Here is a 13,283-nt window from a genome sequence, read left to right as displayed (position 1 = left end):
GAGGGAAAGACGGCATCGATAGTCGGAGCTACGATCAAAGATAGTCCGGGCTTTTACGTCTAAGGGTCTGTAATTATTTGTTAAAACTATCCTTGGAAATGAGAATGAGCTCATCATGAGCTGGATGGCCAGCATTTCGCGGTTTTGCCGTAGTTAGAGCCACATACCCGATTTGCGAGAATCATGGGAAGGGTCATCCTGACCTTGCGCGGCCGAGATCACGGTGAGTTTCAAGCCAGTCTGTCTCTTCCGGCAATTTCGGTCCCGGTGGCTCTGGCGTCGGCAGGTCAGTCCTGACACTGTGCGGGAAAAGGGGGCTTTGGGCCCCAAGTCGGGGGAGGCCACTGCGGGATGGTCGATATTTGGAGCGGACTGACGCAGGCCTTTTGGCTTGTCTTCACGCTTGATCCCGAGTTGGTTGAGATCGCCGGTCGGTCATTGCAGGTGACCGTCTCCGCCTTGGTCGTTGCCTGCCTGATTGCCCTCCCCCTCGCGGCATTGGTCGCCGTAAAACGGTTTCGCGCACGGCGCTTGGTGATCGCGGTTTTAAATGCGCTCATGGGGCTGCCGCCGGTCGTGGTGGGGCTCATCGTTTATGTGGTCCTTTCCCGCTCCGGGCCCCTTGGCGTGTTGGGGCTGCTTTTTACCCCCACGGCGATGATCATAGCGCAGGTGATCATTATCGTGCCGCTCATTGCCTCGATCGCGCATCAGTCGATCCGCGAACTTTGGCAGGAATATCATGATCTGTTGATTTCGATGAATGTCACGCAGGGCCAAAAGATACGGACCCTGCTTTGGGATTCCCGCCGTGCGCTCCTCACTGCCGCGCTCGCAGGTTTTGGCCGCGCGATTGGGGAGGTGGGGGCGATCATGATCGTCGGGGGCAATATCGACCATGCGACGCGGGTGTTGACCACCGCGATCGCGCTTGAGACCGGGAAGGGAGAGTTTGCCTTGGCGCTCGCCCTCGGTTTCGTACTGATCGGGCTGGCCGTGGCGGTGAATCTCGCGATCCATTGGCTGGGCCGCACCGAACGGGAGGGCCGGTGGTGATGCAGCTTTTCCCGATGCAGGCCAGCGCGGTCGAAAGCCGAAGACGCGGGCAACGGCTGGTGGGACCGATTGATCTGACGCTAGACGGGCAGGGCGCCACGGTCGTTATCGGCCCGAACGGCGCGGGCAAAACCACGCTGTTGCAATTGCTGCATGGCACCGCGCGGCTCTCTGCGGGGCGGATCGACTGGGCCTGCACGACCGAAGAGGCGCGGCATCATCAGGCATTCGTTTTCCAGCGGCCCGTCATGCTCCGGCGCACGGTTTTGGAGAACCTTGTCTATCCGTTGCGCCTGCGTGGTGTCGCAAAGGCAGAGGCCCGTCAGGCGGCGGAGGAATGGGCCGCGCGCGTCGGGTTAGAGCCGCTTTTGGGCCGCGCAGCCCCTGTGCTATCGGGTGGCGAGCAGCAGAAACTGGCCCTCGCCCGCGCCCTGATCTGCAAGCCCAAGCTGCTGTTTCTCGATGAGCCCTGTGCCGCATTGGATGGCCGTGCGACCCGCGAGATCGAGGCGATTTTGCAATTGGCGAAATCTGCCGGCACGCGGCTGATCCTTTCGACACATGACCACGGTCAAGCCCGCCGTTTGGCCGACGATGTCTTGTTCCTTCTGGGGGGCCGTCTGCATGAGGCCGGTCCCGCGACTATGTTTTTCAACCGACCTGAGACCCCAGAGGCGCAGGCATTTTTAAGAGGAGATATCGTAGAATGAAACATTGGATTGTAGGCGCAATTTCCGCGCTGGCGATGAGCGGTGCGGCGCAGGCCGCGGACGTGATGAAAATGGCGGTGACGACATCGTTCAATAACTCCGGTCTCGCGGATGTTCTCTTGCCTCAGATCGCAGCGGATCTTGATCTCGATGTGCAATTGTTGGTCGTCGGGACCGGCCAGGCGATCAAGCTAGGCGAATCCGGGGACGTGGACGCGATCCTGGTCCATTCGCGCAAAGCCGAGGAGGCTTTCGTCGACGCCGGGTTCGGCAGCCACCGAACGGAAATCATGTACAACGATTTCGTCTTCATCGGTCCAACAAGCGATCCGGCGGGCATCGCATCCTCGGGTGCGGCCACCGAAGCATTGAGCGCAATCGCCGGCAAAGAGTCTGATTTCGTGAGCCGAGGGGACGACAGCGGCACGCATAAGAAGGAACTGTCTCTCTGGGGCGAAGCGGGGGTCGATCCGGCAGAGTTCGGCGATTGGTATAGCGCCGTCGGGGCAGGCATGGGGGCGGCGCTCAACACCGCCTCGGGGATGCCTGCCTATGTGATGTCGGACCGGGCAAGCTGGCTGAACTTCGGCAACAAGGGGGATCTGGCGTTGCTCTATGCGGGCGATCCGGTTCTGTTTAACCAATATGCCTATCTGCCGGTGAACCCCGAGCGTCACGGCCATGTCAAAAATGATCTGGCTCTGAAGCTCGAAGACTGGCTGACCTCCGACCGGGCGAAAGCGCTGATCAACGACTATAAGATCAATGGTGAGACACTATTCGTGTTCAACGCGGAAGGTGCCGAATAACCTGAGTTAGAGACCATCCGCGCCCAAACCGGCGCGGATGGTTCACTCGGGCAGGTCGCCGTGGATCGCGAATTGCTCTAGTCCTGCATCCTGCGGCTGGATCATGCGAAAGCTTTCACGGACGCCCGCGTCGGTCAACTCGCGCGCCACGGTGAGCAGACAGTTGGGCGCGTGATCGGCGCAGAGGTCGATCATCTGGGCCAACTCCTCTTTCGCTACGGGACGCGCGGCATCGACCGAAGGTGCACCGTAGTAGGTGACGAAATGCTGCGCCAGGAGCGCGGCGAGGGTCTCTACCTCGGCTTCTTCGATCTGGGTCACGGCGACAAAGGTAACGCGGCCAAAGGTTTCGAGCCCGAGCCAGCCGTTGGCGAAGGCTTGGCGGGCTTTGCCAGTCAGGTCGCCCTCGGTCCAATCGGAAAACTCGAATCCGCCAGAGATGCACCATTCCCCTGTGCGGGCGGGTGAGGCGAAGACGTTGCGGTCGCTCTCATCGAAATGGATCGCGCGGGCGAGTTTGAGGGTCATGGTGCGGGCTCCAATAAGGTGGTGAGCGGGATCAGGCGGGTCGCCTCTCCCGCGCGCAGTAACATGCCGAAGTCCTCGTCGACACCGATGAATGTACCGCTTGCGCCCTGCGCGGTCACCTCTTCGTCGATCCCGTAGGCCAAGCCGCGCCATTCGCCGTGCAGGCTGGCAGGGCCGAGGTCTTCCCAGCGGTTGATCCAATGCAGCGTGTGCCGCGCCCAGGATTCGACAAGGGCAGGGGGCTGCACCTCGGCGCAGCCTTCGGCATAGAGCGCGGTTTGATCCGGGTTTAGACCCGTTTGCGCCATGTCAGGGTCGTTCGCAGGGTAGAGCGGCAGGGTGAAACCGACGACGAGCCAATCGGGCACCGCCGCCGGATCGGTTGTCGAGGCCATCATCCGGAGCGCGCCGCAGGCCGCACCGTTCACGCGGATGCCGCCGTTCCATTCCAGTTGCACCGCGACTTCGGGCGGCGAGAGCGCGCCGAGGGCGTTTTGAAAGCCCACCCCGCAGAGCGGCAGCATCGCCACCGCGCGGGCCAGCGGCACCTCGGGGGCAAAGACCAAGGCCGCCTGCATCTCGGCCCCGTCGAGCCGGTAGGTGATCAGACCCGCATCGCAGCCCTCGGCCGCGCGGGCGCAGGCGGCGGCAAGCGCCTCGCCCGCGACCGCCTCGCCCGACATCAGCGGGGGGAAGGACAGCGGTTCGCTCATGCGGCGCCAGCGTCCACGAGTTGCTTGGCGATGGCGTGAAAGGCCGCGGCCTGTTTGCTGTCCGGCTGGCTGACGGTGATCGGCGCACCGCCGTCCGAGGCGAGACGGATCTGAAGATCAAGCGGCACTTCGGCGAGCAGGGGCACGCCCCATTTCTCGGCTTCGGAGGCGACACCGCCGTGGCCAAACACATGCTCTTCGTGGCCGCAATTGGTGCAAATATGCGTCGACATGTTTTCGATCATGCCGAGGATCGGGACCTTCAGCTGGTTGAACATATCGATGCCCTTACGCGCGTCGATCAGAGCCACATCCTGCGGTGTAGAGACGATAACCGCCCCATCCACATGGGCCTTTTGCGCCAGCGTCATCTGCACGTCGCCGGTGCCGGGCGGCAGGTCCACGATCAGCACGTCAAGCGCGCCCCATTGCACCTGCGTCATCATCTGCTGCAGCGCGCCCATCAGCATCGGCCCGCGCCAGACCACGGCTTGGTCTTCGTTGGTCATCAGGCCAATCGACATCATGGTAACGCCGTGGTTGCGCATCGGCAGGATGGTCTTGCCATCGGGCGAGGCGGGGCGGCCAGAGACGCCGAGCATGCGCGGCTGGCTGGGGCCGTAGACATCGGCGTCCAGCAACCCGACCCGGCGGCCTTGGGCGGCCAGCGCACAGGCGAGGTTCGCGGAAACGGTGGATTTGCCGACGCCGCCCTTCCCCGAGGCGACGGCGATGATCCGGTCAACGCCGGGGATCCTCTGCGGGCCGGTTGGCTCCGCTTTGCGCTGTGGCTTGAGGTCGGGCGGCGGGGCTTTCTCGCTGTGGCCGGTCAGCACGATGGAGACTTTCGAGACCCCCTCGACCTGCGCCAGCGCCGCTTCGGCCAGCGCCTTGGCCTCCTCATAGGCTTTGGCTTGGGCGGGCGGGATTTCCATCACGAAACGCACCGCGCCCGCGTCATCCACACTCAGCGCGCGCATCACGCCGCTGGCCACGATGTCTGTCCCCGTGGCCGGATCGGTCACGGTCTTCAAGGCGGTCAAGACCGCTTCCCTGCTGGCTGTCACGTCGCTTATGCCTCGCCCTTGTCCGCGCCGGCGATGGTGCCGTCGATCTCATGCTCAAGGCCCAGTTCGGGGATGGTGATCACGGCCTTGACCGCAAACTCTTTGCCGCTGGTGTCATGGTCGCGCATGGCCTTTTCGATGGCCTGCTGCGAGGTCACGCCGACCTGTTTGAGAAACTTGCGCATCGACATGTTGAAGTCTTCGCTCATGGGTGGCTCCTGTGCTGTGGGCGGCCTAGTGGTCGCGCCGTTTGGAGAGATAATCGTCGGTGGTCCGAGGGCGCGGGCGTTCGTTGCCGGTCATCGGGTTGTTGGTGCTGTGATACTGCGCATTGATCCGGCAGTCATCGCACATCTGGATCATCCGCAGTTTTGCCTCGTCGGCAAACATCGAATGGCTGCGCAGCTTGTCGGTGATTTTCTCCACGGTGGATTTCACACCAAAGAGGCTTCCGCATTCGACGCAGGCAAAGGGCTCTTCCTCGTTCAGCACGCGCTGGCTCAGCGCGGCTTCGGTCAGGTCGAGGCGCGGCGCGAGGGTGATGGCATCCTCGGGGCAGACATTGGCGCAGAGCCCGCATTGCAGGCAGGCGTCTTCCTGAAAGCGCAGTTGCGGCAAGTCCGGGTTGTCGCCAAGCGCGCCCGAAGGGCAGAGCGATACGCAGGAAAGACACAGCGTGCAGGCATCCTTGTCGACCAGAACGGCACCGTAGGGCGCACCCTCGGGCAGGTCCAGCACCTCGGCCTCGGGGTTGAGCGCCCGCGCCGCCTGCCGCGCGATCTGGCGGCGGCTGCCCATCGGGCGCACCGGCTGGGCGACGGGGGCAGGGGCCTCGCCGTCATAAAGAATGTCGGTCAGCGCCTCGGGGTCGGGGGTGTCGATCAGCGACATCCGCGCTTCCCCCGCAATGGCGCGGGCCAGCGCGGTCTGCGTCTCAATCGCGTCGCGGTCGGCCTTGGGGCCAAGCAGAAGCGAGACATGGGCGAACCCGGCGGCGAGCGCGGCCAGCGCCTCAGCATGGCCAAAGGCGGCGAGCGCATCGAGCTCCATCGGCACCACATCGGCAGGCAGCCCGCGCCCGTGGCGTGCGGCAAGGCGGATCATCTCGGCGCCATGGGCGTCATGGACCATGAGGCGCGGCGCTTCGCCGCCCGCTTCGAGATAGGCGCGCGCCAGTGTCTGCACCCGGCGCATGGTGAAATCGACGGGCGGTGCGTCATAGCTGATCGCACCCGAGGGGCAGGCCGAGGAACAGGCACCGCAGCCCGCGCAGATCATCGGGTCGATCGCAACATGATCGCCGTCGGGCGTGATTGCGCCAGTGGGGCAAAGGTCCAGACAATTGGTGCAGCCGGTTTGCCCCGCGCGGGAATGGGCGCAGAGCAGCGGCTCGGTCCGCACATAGAGCGGCTGCTCAAATGTGCCGGTGAGATGCGAGGCAGCCAACACGGCGGCGGCCACGGCAGGCGGGTGGCCGGGATCGGCGCGCAGGTAGCCTTCGCGTTTTTCATGCGCCGGGAACAGCGGCGTCTCGCCGCGCAGGTCGATGATGATGTCACATTGGCTGCGCGCGCCGTCGCGCGGCGCGGTCCAGTTGAGCGGTCCCCGGCCACGCGGGTCGACCTGCCGCAGCGCATCAATCACCACTTCGAACTGTCCAAGCGCGCCCTTGGCACGGCGCAGCTTGCCGGAAATGAGGTCAAAATCGCGCACCTCGGGCAGATTGTCCTCGGCCTGTGTCACCGCGTCGTCCATCAACAGCGTGACGCTTAGGTGGTCCTTGAGCTGTGCCGCCGCCTCCAGCGCTGCCGGGCCGCGCCCCACGATCAGGCAAAGCCCTTCGGACCCGACATCGATGGTTTTCTCTGCCGGGGCGTCCAAAAGCGCCTCGGCTGCGAGGGCGGACATTTTGGGTAGTTTGTCACGGGGGTCATCCGACCATCCGGCCCGGTCGCGCAGGTCCAAGAGGGGGGCAGGGGGCAGGCCCAATTCCTCGGCCAATTCGGTAAAGACCCGCTCTTCTTGGGTGCAGCATAAAATTGCGTCCCCGGCGGTCAGGGCCTTGGCCGCCCGGTCGATCTGGGTGGTGCAGAGGGCCGAACAGGGGGGCGCGACCGCCAAACCGCTGCGCTCGGCCAGTGCATCGGAATCGATACGCTGCGACCCTGCGCAATCGCATGTTATCAATGTCTTGGCCATGAATTTTCCCTTATCTCGCACGACATTCCGCAGCCCATCTGGGCAGGGCAGAGGCCCCAAGCTAGACGGGATTTGCCACCCCCTACAACCGAAATTCGCGGCGCGGCGGTGCTGCTCCTAGGCGGTGAAGCAGGCAGAAACAGCGGTCAGCGGGGGCAGTGATTCGAAATTTGCGATTCCCTCATTTTCCGAGCGAAATACTCAAGTTAGACAATTAGGCCGAGGCGCCATTGGCGGGCCAAGCCGATGGGCCATCTTGTCTCGAAAGCCGGGTTTTTCGGGCTTTGGCGCGGATTTGCGCTTCCCCGGACCAGCCTTAGAGGCGAAGGTCGTTGAAACGGAGGAGCAATTTGATTCACAACCCGACAATGTATCGGACGATGCCCTTGGGCATTGTACTGCGGCGCTCGCCGGGGGTGACCCGTTGGGCCAAGTGGAGCTGGAAAGCGACCGCCGTGCTGCCCGGTGCCGGGGAGGCCGATTGGCGCGAGCTGCGCCGCGACGGCGAGATCGTCGAGTACCACGCCGCCACGCTCAAGCTGGACCTCCACGGAGCCGAGACCGAAGCCTATGTCCACGGCCTTGGCGCGGATGTGCCTTGTGTCTATGTTGTGATGCGCCCCATTCCGGGTGCAACCGACCGCCCCTTCAAACTCGCGCTGGTCACAGCATCGCCCTATGAGGCGCAGGATTATTGCGACAGCGCCGAAGAGGTGGTTGAAAAGGTCGCGATGACGCCGGGTCTGTTGGCATGGGTGCAAGAGTTCGTCGAAGAGTTCCACCAAGAGGAAGCCTTCGTCAAGCGCCGCCGGGATCGTCTGCGCACTGATCTTAAACAAGACGGGATCGGGGATCCGCGCATTGAAAAGCCTGCGGACATCTATGCATCGCCCGCGCTGAAACGAAAGCGTCTGGCATGAGCGGTTTTTGGCAGAAACGCCGCGCCGCCGTCGCGGCTGAGGCAGAAGCCGAAGTGCGCGTTCACGCAGCGCAGGTGGCAGAGGCTGAAGAAGCCGCGCTGGCCGAGCGCAGCGATGATGACCTGCTGGCCGAGTTCGATCTGCCCGCGCCCGAGGATCTGGTGAGCGGCGAACAGTTGCGTGCCTTTCTCAAGGCGCAACTGCCCCAACGGCTCAAGACCCGCGCGCTGCGCAGCTTTTGGAAAACCAACCCGGTGCTGGCCTGCCTTGACGGGTTGAACGATTACGACGACGATTACACAGCGGCGGCGACGGCTGGCAAACCGGTCAACACGATCTACCAAGTGGGCCGCGGCATGGTCTCGAAGGTCGAGGAGATATTGACGGCTGAGGCCGATGCTCCCGAGGGAGCGGCTGAAGCGGTTGCGAAAGATGCGCCAGTTCTTGCATCGACCCATGATGTGGTCGTGCCTGCCCCGCGCCGAACAGAGACGGCGCTGGCGCAAACAGCGCCTCAGCCGACCTACAGCGCGCCTGTAGAACATGCCGAGGAAGACGTCGCGCAGCCCGCGCCGACCCACCGCCGGATGCGGTTTCAATTTGCCAGCGATCTGGCGCAGGACATGGAAGGTAGCAGCGCATGACCCAATTGGCCGCGACGCCCCTGCCCGAAGAGGACCGCCTGCGCGCGGACCTTTACAACTTCATGGGGCTAATCCTTTCCGGGCCGCCGGATCAGATCTTGTTGGATCAATGCGCGGGCCTGTCGGGTGATGACAGCGAATTGGGGCAGGGCTTCAAATCACTGTCCAAACTCGCCGCCAAAACCAAACCGTCGGGCGCCGAGAGTGAGTTCAATCGGCTTTTCATCGGGCTGGGTCGGGGCGAGCTTTTGCCCTATGCAAGCTTTTACCTCACCGGATTTCTCAATGAAAAACCGCTGGCCGCCCTGCGCCAAGATATGGTTGCACGCGGGCTTGAGCGGGCGGCGAATGTGTTTGAGCCCGAAGACAACATCGCGTCGCTGATGGAAATGATGGGCGCGATGATCGCCGGCCGTTTTGCGTCCCCCGCGACGCTGGCGCAGCAAAAGACATTCTTTAACCGGCATATCGCCCCTTGGGCTGGGCACTTCTTTGCCGACCTCGAAGGCGCGAAAAACTCGGTCTTCTATGCCCCCGTGGGCAAAATTGGCCGTGCCTTCATGCAGATTGAAGCCGAAGCCTTCCGGCTCAGCAAAGACGACTAGACCCACCGCGATGAGACAGGCGGGGCCACGCGCCCCTGAACAAGAGACGTAACAGGAGAGAGAAGATGACACGCAAGCCAGAGGGTACCACCGACGCACCCGTTCGCAAGGACCGGCGCGACTTCCTGAAATTCGCGGGCTCCGCCGCCCCCTTGGCCGCCGTTGCCGTGGCCACCACAGGGACCGAGGCCGAAGCGGCCAAAGCCCCCGACCTGTCGTCGGACCGCATCCAAGACACCGAACACACGCGGGCCTATTACGCCGCCGCGCGGTTCTGATCAGATAACCGGGGCGAGGCCCCGAAAACTTGGCAAGGCGATAACACCCGCCGTTCAATAGCCACCTCAGGCGGGGACCAGCCCGCGCATAGGGAGTGAAGATATGTTGAGGAAAAAGACCAATGGGGTCGCGCGGTCTGCGCAGCGGACAGGCATCATGTCCGATGTGGCGCGCAGCGGTATTGACCGGCGCGCGTTCCTGCGCGGTTCGGGCCTTGCCATCGGCGGGCTTGCCGCAATCGCAGGCACCGCGGGCAGCGTGCAACAGGCATCAGCCGCCACCGCAGCCGTCAGCGGAAAGATGGAAGTCAAGAAATCCGTCTGCACCCATTGCTCGGTCGGCTGTACCGTCATCGCCGAAGTGTCGGACGGTGTTTGGCTCGGTCAAGAACCCGGCTGGGACAGCCCCTTCAACCTCGGTGCGCATTGCGCCAAGGGCGCCTCGGTGCGTGAACACGCCCATGGTGAGCGCCGCCTGAAATACCCGATGAAGAAGGTCGGTGGCGAATGGCAGCGGATTTCTTGGGAGCAGGCGATCAACGAGATCGGCGATCAGATGCTGTCGATCCGTGACTCTTCCGGTCCGGATTCGGTCTACTGGCTCGGCTCGGCGAAACACTCCAACGAACAGGCCTATCTGTTCCGCAAGTTCGCCGCCTATTGGGGCACCAACAACGTCGACCACCAGGCGCGGATCTGTCACTCCACCACCGTGGCGGGCGTGGCGAACACATGGGGCTACGGCGCCATGACCAACAGCTACAACGACATCCACAAGTCGCGCGCGATCTTCATCATCGGCGGCAACCCCGCCGAGGCGCACCCGGTGTCGCTGCAGCACGTGCTGAAAGCCAAAGAAGAGAACAACGCGCCGCTGATCGTCTGCGATCCGCGGTTCACCCGCACCGCGGCCCATGCCGACGAATATGTGCGGATGCGTCCCGGCTCGGACGTGGCGCTGGTTTGGGGTATCCTCTACCATATCTTCGAGAACGGTTGGGAGGATGAGGAATTCATCCGCACCCGCGTCTGGGGCATGGATGAAATCCGTCAGGAAGTCGCCAACTGGACCCCCGATGAGGTTGAGCGCGTCACCGGCGTGCCCGGCGAACAGCTTCAGCGCGTCGCGCGGACACTGGCCAACCACCGCCCCGGCACAGTGATCTGGTGCATGGGTGGGACGCAGCACACCAACGGCAACAACAACACCCGCGCTTACTGCATCTTGCAGCTGGCTCTGGGCAACATGGGCACCGCCGGTGGCGGCACCAACATCTTCCGCGGCCACGACAACGTGCAGGGCGCGACCGACCTTGGCGTTCTGGCCGATACGCTGCCGGGCTACTACGGTCTGTCCGATGGCTCTTGGGCGCATTGGGCGCGGGTCTGGGGTGAGGATCTGGAATGGATCCAGAGCCGCTTCGCCTCGTGGACCGATGGCGCGGGCGAAGAGCAAAAGATGATCAACCTCACCGGCATCCCGGTGTCGCGTTGGATCGATGGTGTGCTTGAGGACCGTGAGAACCTTGAGCAGCCCGACAACACCAAAGCCATGGTGCTCTGGGGCCACGCGCCGAACTCGCAGACCCGTCAGGGTGAGATGAAAACGGCGATGGAAAAGCTCGACCTGCTGGTTGTGGTCGACCCATACCCAACCGTCTCTGCCGTTCTGCACGATCGGACCGACAACACCTACCTGCTCCCGGCCTGTACGCAGTTCGAAACCTCCGGTTCCGTGACCGCATCGAACCGCTCGCTCCAGTGGCGCGAAAAGGTTGTCGAGCCGCTGTTTGAAAGCCTGCCGGACCACACGATCCTCTATAAGTTCGCCAAGAAGTTCGGCTTTGATGATCGCATGTTCCGCAACATCGAAGTGAACGGTGAAGAGCCGCTCATCGAAGACCTGACGCGCGAGTTCAACAAAGGCATGTGGACCATCGGCTATACCGGGCAGTCGCCCGAGCGGATGAAAATGCACATGCAGAACCAGCACACCTTCGACAAAACCACTCTGCGTGCCAACGGCGGCCCGGCGGATGGCGATTACTACGGCATGCCATGGCCCTGCTGGGGCACGCCCGAGATGAACCACCCCGGCACGGCGAACCTTTACGATCTGTCGCTGCCAGTGGCCGAAGGCGGCCTGACCTTCCGCGCCCGTTTTGGTGTGGAACGTGACGGTGAAAACCTGCTGGCTGAAGGTGTCTATTCCAAAGGCTCCGAGATCAAAGACGGCTATCCTGAGTTCACGATGCAGATGCTGACGGATTTGGGCTGGGACGGCGATCTCACAGCGGAGGAACGCGCCATCATCGAAGCGGTCGCAGGTTACGAGAAGCCTGAAAATGCGGACGATGGCCAAGAAGAGGTCGGTGAAACCTCGCAGCAAGGCGAGATGGAATCGGATTACGTGGCCCAAGTCGGTGGCATCAACTGGAAGACCGACCTTTCGGGCGGCATCCAGCGGGTCGCGATTGAACATGGCTGCGCCCCCTTCGGCAACGCCAAGGCCCGCTGTGTGGTCTGGACCTTCCCCGACCCGGTGCCAAAACACCGCGAGCCGCTCTATTCCAACCGGCGCGATCTGGTGGCGGATTATCCGACCTACGAAGACAAGACCTTCTGGCGGGTGCCGACGCTTTATGCCTCGATCCAAAAGAACGACTTCTCGCAGGAATTCCCGCTCATCCTCACATCTGGCCGTCTGGTCGAATATGAGGGCGGCGGGGACGAGACCCGGTCGAACCCATGGCTTGCCGAGCTGCAACAGAACATGTTCATCGAGATCAACACCCGTGACGCCAACAACCTCGGCGTGCGCGACGGGTCCGATGTCTGGGTCGAAGGGCCCGAGGGCGGCAAGATCAAGGTGATGGCCATGGTCACCGAACGGGTGGGCGAGGGCGTGGCCTTCATGCCTTTCCACTTCGGCGGGCACATGGAAGGTGTCAGCCTGCGGGACAAATACCCCGATGGGGCCGATCCGATCGTTCTGGGCGAAAGCACCAACACGGTTCAGACCTACGGCTACGATTCAGTGACGCAAATGCAGGAGACCAAAGCGACTCTCTGCAAGATTATGCCAGCGTAAGGAGACAAGAGAATGGCAAGAGCAAAGTTTCTCTGCGATGCCGAGCGCTGCATTGAATGCAACGCATGTGTAACGGCTTGTAAGAACGAACACGAAGTCCCTTGGGGCATCAACCGCCGCCGCGTGGTAACCATTCAAGACGGCCAACCGGGCGAACGCTCGATCTCGGTCGCCTGTATGCACTGCTCGGACGCGCCCTGTATGGCGGTCTGCCCGGTGGATTGTTTCTACCAGACCGACGATGGCATCGTCCTGCACTCCAAGGACCTCTGCATTGGTTGCGGTTACTGCTTCTACGCCTGCCCCTTCGGCGCGCCGCAGTATCCGCAGGCTGGCAACTTCGGCAGCCGCGGCAAGATGGACAAATGTACCTTCTGCGCCGGTGGCCCCGAGGAAAACCACTCTCAGGCGGAGTTCCAGAAGTACGGCCGCAACCGGATCGCGGAAGGCAAACTGCCAATCTGCGCCGAGATGTGTTCGACCAAGGCGCTTCTGGCCGGTGACGGGGACATGGTCTCCGACATCTACCGCGAGCGTGTTGTCGCACGCGGCTTTGGCTCCGGCGCTTGGGGCTGGGGCACGGCTTACGAGCAAAAAGGCCAGTAACGGCTTTCGGGGCGGCCTGACCGGGTCGCCCCTTTTCTCCATATCTGTCTAGCCGGG

At 63.0% G+C, this 13,283-nt stretch carries 14 protein-coding genes; 9 read left to right on the top strand and 5 right to left on the bottom strand.

Going from position 1 to position 13,283, the window contains the following annotated elements:
• Positions 1-351 precede the first annotated feature (351 nt).
• The 3 genes from B5M07_RS17410 to B5M07_RS17400 are packed head-to-tail and all read left to right on the top strand — an operon-like array spanning position 352 to position 2,575.
• Positions 352-1,056 carry an ABC transporter permease gene (locus tag B5M07_RS17410; RefSeq protein WP_067628713.1) on the top strand — a complete coding sequence of 235 codons (705 nt, stop codon included), beginning with the start codon at positions 352-354 and terminating at the stop codon, positions 1,054-1,056.
• Complete coding sequence (locus tag B5M07_RS17405; protein ID WP_120352445.1) at positions 1,056-1,766, top strand: ATP-binding cassette domain-containing protein; 711 nt, start codon at positions 1,056-1,058, stop codon at positions 1,764-1,766. Before B5M07_RS17410 ends, B5M07_RS17405 begins: the two co-directional genes overlap by 1 nt.
• On the top strand, positions 1,763-2,575 hold the full coding sequence (locus tag B5M07_RS17400; protein WP_120352444.1) for a substrate-binding domain-containing protein: 813 nt from the start codon (positions 1,763-1,765) through the stop codon (positions 2,573-2,575). Before B5M07_RS17405 ends, B5M07_RS17400 begins: the two co-directional genes overlap by 4 nt.
• Before the next feature lie 42 nt (positions 2,576-2,617).
• On the opposite strand, the gene B5M07_RS17395 is transcribed toward B5M07_RS17400, so the two are convergent.
• From B5M07_RS17395 to B5M07_RS17375, 5 genes are read right to left on the bottom strand one after another with little or no spacing between them, the layout of a single operon-like run.
• Positions 2,618-3,103, bottom strand: a complete 486-nt coding sequence (locus B5M07_RS17395; RefSeq protein WP_067628709.1) for a DUF6505 family protein — start codon at positions 3,101-3,103, stop codon at positions 2,618-2,620.
• Positions 3,100-3,816 (bottom strand): biotin/lipoate--protein ligase family protein, encoded by a 717-nt coding sequence (locus B5M07_RS17390; protein ID WP_120352443.1) that lies wholly within the window; start codon positions 3,814-3,816, stop codon positions 3,100-3,102. Before B5M07_RS17390 ends, B5M07_RS17395 begins: the two co-directional genes overlap by 4 nt.
• The gene (locus tag B5M07_RS17385; RefSeq protein WP_120352442.1) at positions 3,813-4,883 is read right to left on the bottom strand and encodes an Mrp/NBP35 family ATP-binding protein; all 1,071 of its coding nucleotides are present in this window, start codon (positions 4,881-4,883) and stop codon (positions 3,813-3,815) included. Before B5M07_RS17385 ends, B5M07_RS17390 begins: the two co-directional genes overlap by 4 nt.
• A gap of 5 nt (positions 4,884-4,888) precedes the next feature.
• Positions 4,889-5,092, bottom strand: a complete 204-nt coding sequence (locus B5M07_RS17380; protein ID WP_067628701.1) for a DUF6494 family protein — start codon at positions 5,090-5,092, stop codon at positions 4,889-4,891.
• Positions 5,093-5,117: 25 nt separating this feature from the next.
• On the bottom strand, positions 5,118-7,082 hold the full coding sequence (locus tag B5M07_RS17375; RefSeq protein WP_120352441.1) for a 4Fe-4S binding protein: 1,965 nt from the start codon (positions 7,080-7,082) through the stop codon (positions 5,118-5,120).
• 380 nt (positions 7,083-7,462) lie between these two features.
• Between B5M07_RS17375 and B5M07_RS17370 the strand changes: the two genes are divergently transcribed.
• The 6 genes from B5M07_RS17370 (at position 7,463) to fdh3B (ending at position 13,226) form a co-directional block, all read left to right on the top strand.
• A complete protein-coding gene (locus B5M07_RS17370) occupies positions 7,463-8,002 on the top strand; it encodes a DUF3305 domain-containing protein (protein WP_120352458.1) in 540 nt (179 codons plus the stop codon).
• Positions 7,999-8,646, top strand: a complete 648-nt coding sequence (locus B5M07_RS17365) for a DUF3306 domain-containing protein (RefSeq protein WP_120352440.1) — start codon at positions 7,999-8,001, stop codon at positions 8,644-8,646. The genes B5M07_RS17370 and B5M07_RS17365 overlap by 4 nt, the downstream gene beginning before the upstream one ends.
• Positions 8,643-9,251 carry a TorD/DmsD family molecular chaperone gene (locus B5M07_RS17360; RefSeq protein WP_120352439.1) on the top strand — a complete coding sequence of 203 codons (609 nt, stop codon included), beginning with the start codon at positions 8,643-8,645 and terminating at the stop codon, positions 9,249-9,251. Before B5M07_RS17365 ends, B5M07_RS17360 begins: the two co-directional genes overlap by 4 nt.
• Positions 9,252-9,316: 65 nt before the next feature.
• Positions 9,317-9,529: a twin-arginine translocation pathway signal protein gene (locus B5M07_RS17355; RefSeq protein WP_120352438.1), complete on the top strand. Its 213-nt coding sequence runs from the start codon at positions 9,317-9,319 to the stop codon at positions 9,527-9,529.
• A gap of 103 nt (positions 9,530-9,632) precedes the next feature.
• Positions 9,633-12,620 (top strand): formate dehydrogenase subunit alpha, encoded by a 2,988-nt coding sequence (locus tag B5M07_RS17350; RefSeq protein ID WP_120352437.1) that lies wholly within the window; start codon positions 9,633-9,635, stop codon positions 12,618-12,620.
• Between the two features lie 12 nt (positions 12,621-12,632).
• Positions 12,633-13,226 carry a formate dehydrogenase FDH3 subunit beta gene (gene fdh3B / locus B5M07_RS17345; protein WP_067266580.1) on the top strand — a complete coding sequence of 198 codons (594 nt, stop codon included), beginning with the start codon at positions 12,633-12,635 and terminating at the stop codon, positions 13,224-13,226.
• Positions 13,227-13,283 lie beyond the last annotated feature (57 nt).

The sequence above is a fragment of the Sulfitobacter sp. D7 genome (assembly GCF_003611275.1).
Lineage (GTDB): Bacteria > Pseudomonadota > Alphaproteobacteria > Rhodobacterales > Rhodobacteraceae > Sulfitobacter > Sulfitobacter profundi.
Note: the sequence above shows the minus strand (reverse complement) of the source record. Positions and strands in the feature narration are given on the sequence as shown.

What these genes read in the sequence shown, in the direction of transcription:
- fdh3B (WP_067266580.1), top strand. Translation starts at nt 12,633, where the DNA reads ATGGCAAGAGCAAAGTTTCTCTGCGATGCCGAGCGCTGCATTGAATGC.
- B5M07_RS17405 (WP_120352445.1), top strand. Translation starts at nt 1,056, where the DNA reads ATGCAGCTTTTCCCGATGCAGGCCAGCGCGGTCGAAAGCCGAAGACGC.
- B5M07_RS17395 (WP_067628709.1), bottom strand. Translation starts at nt 3,103, where the DNA reads ATGACCCTCAAACTCGCCCGCGCGATCCATTTCGATGAGAGCGACCGC.
- B5M07_RS17355 (WP_120352438.1), top strand. Translation starts at nt 9,317, where the DNA reads ATGACACGCAAGCCAGAGGGTACCACCGACGCACCCGTTCGCAAGGAC.
- B5M07_RS17380 (WP_067628701.1), bottom strand. Translation starts at nt 5,092, where the DNA reads ATGAGCGAAGACTTCAACATGTCGATGCGCAAGTTTCTCAAACAGGTC.
- B5M07_RS17360 (WP_120352439.1), top strand. Translation starts at nt 8,643, where the DNA reads ATGACCCAATTGGCCGCGACGCCCCTGCCCGAAGAGGACCGCCTGCGC.
- B5M07_RS17375 (WP_120352441.1), bottom strand. Translation starts at nt 7,082, where the DNA reads ATGGCCAAGACATTGATAACATGCGATTGCGCAGGGTCGCAGCGTATC.
- B5M07_RS17365 (WP_120352440.1), top strand. Translation starts at nt 7,999, where the DNA reads ATGAGCGGTTTTTGGCAGAAACGCCGCGCCGCCGTCGCGGCTGAGGCA.
- B5M07_RS17410 (WP_067628713.1), top strand. Translation starts at nt 352, where the DNA reads ATGGTCGATATTTGGAGCGGACTGACGCAGGCCTTTTGGCTTGTCTTC.
- B5M07_RS17400 (WP_120352444.1), top strand. Translation starts at nt 1,763, where the DNA reads ATGAAACATTGGATTGTAGGCGCAATTTCCGCGCTGGCGATGAGCGGT.
- B5M07_RS17350 (WP_120352437.1), top strand. Translation starts at nt 9,633, where the DNA reads ATGTTGAGGAAAAAGACCAATGGGGTCGCGCGGTCTGCGCAGCGGACA.
- B5M07_RS17390 (WP_120352443.1), bottom strand. Translation starts at nt 3,816, where the DNA reads ATGAGCGAACCGCTGTCCTTCCCCCCGCTGATGTCGGGCGAGGCGGTC.
- B5M07_RS17370 (WP_120352458.1), top strand. Translation starts at nt 7,463, where the DNA reads ATGCCCTTGGGCATTGTACTGCGGCGCTCGCCGGGGGTGACCCGTTGG.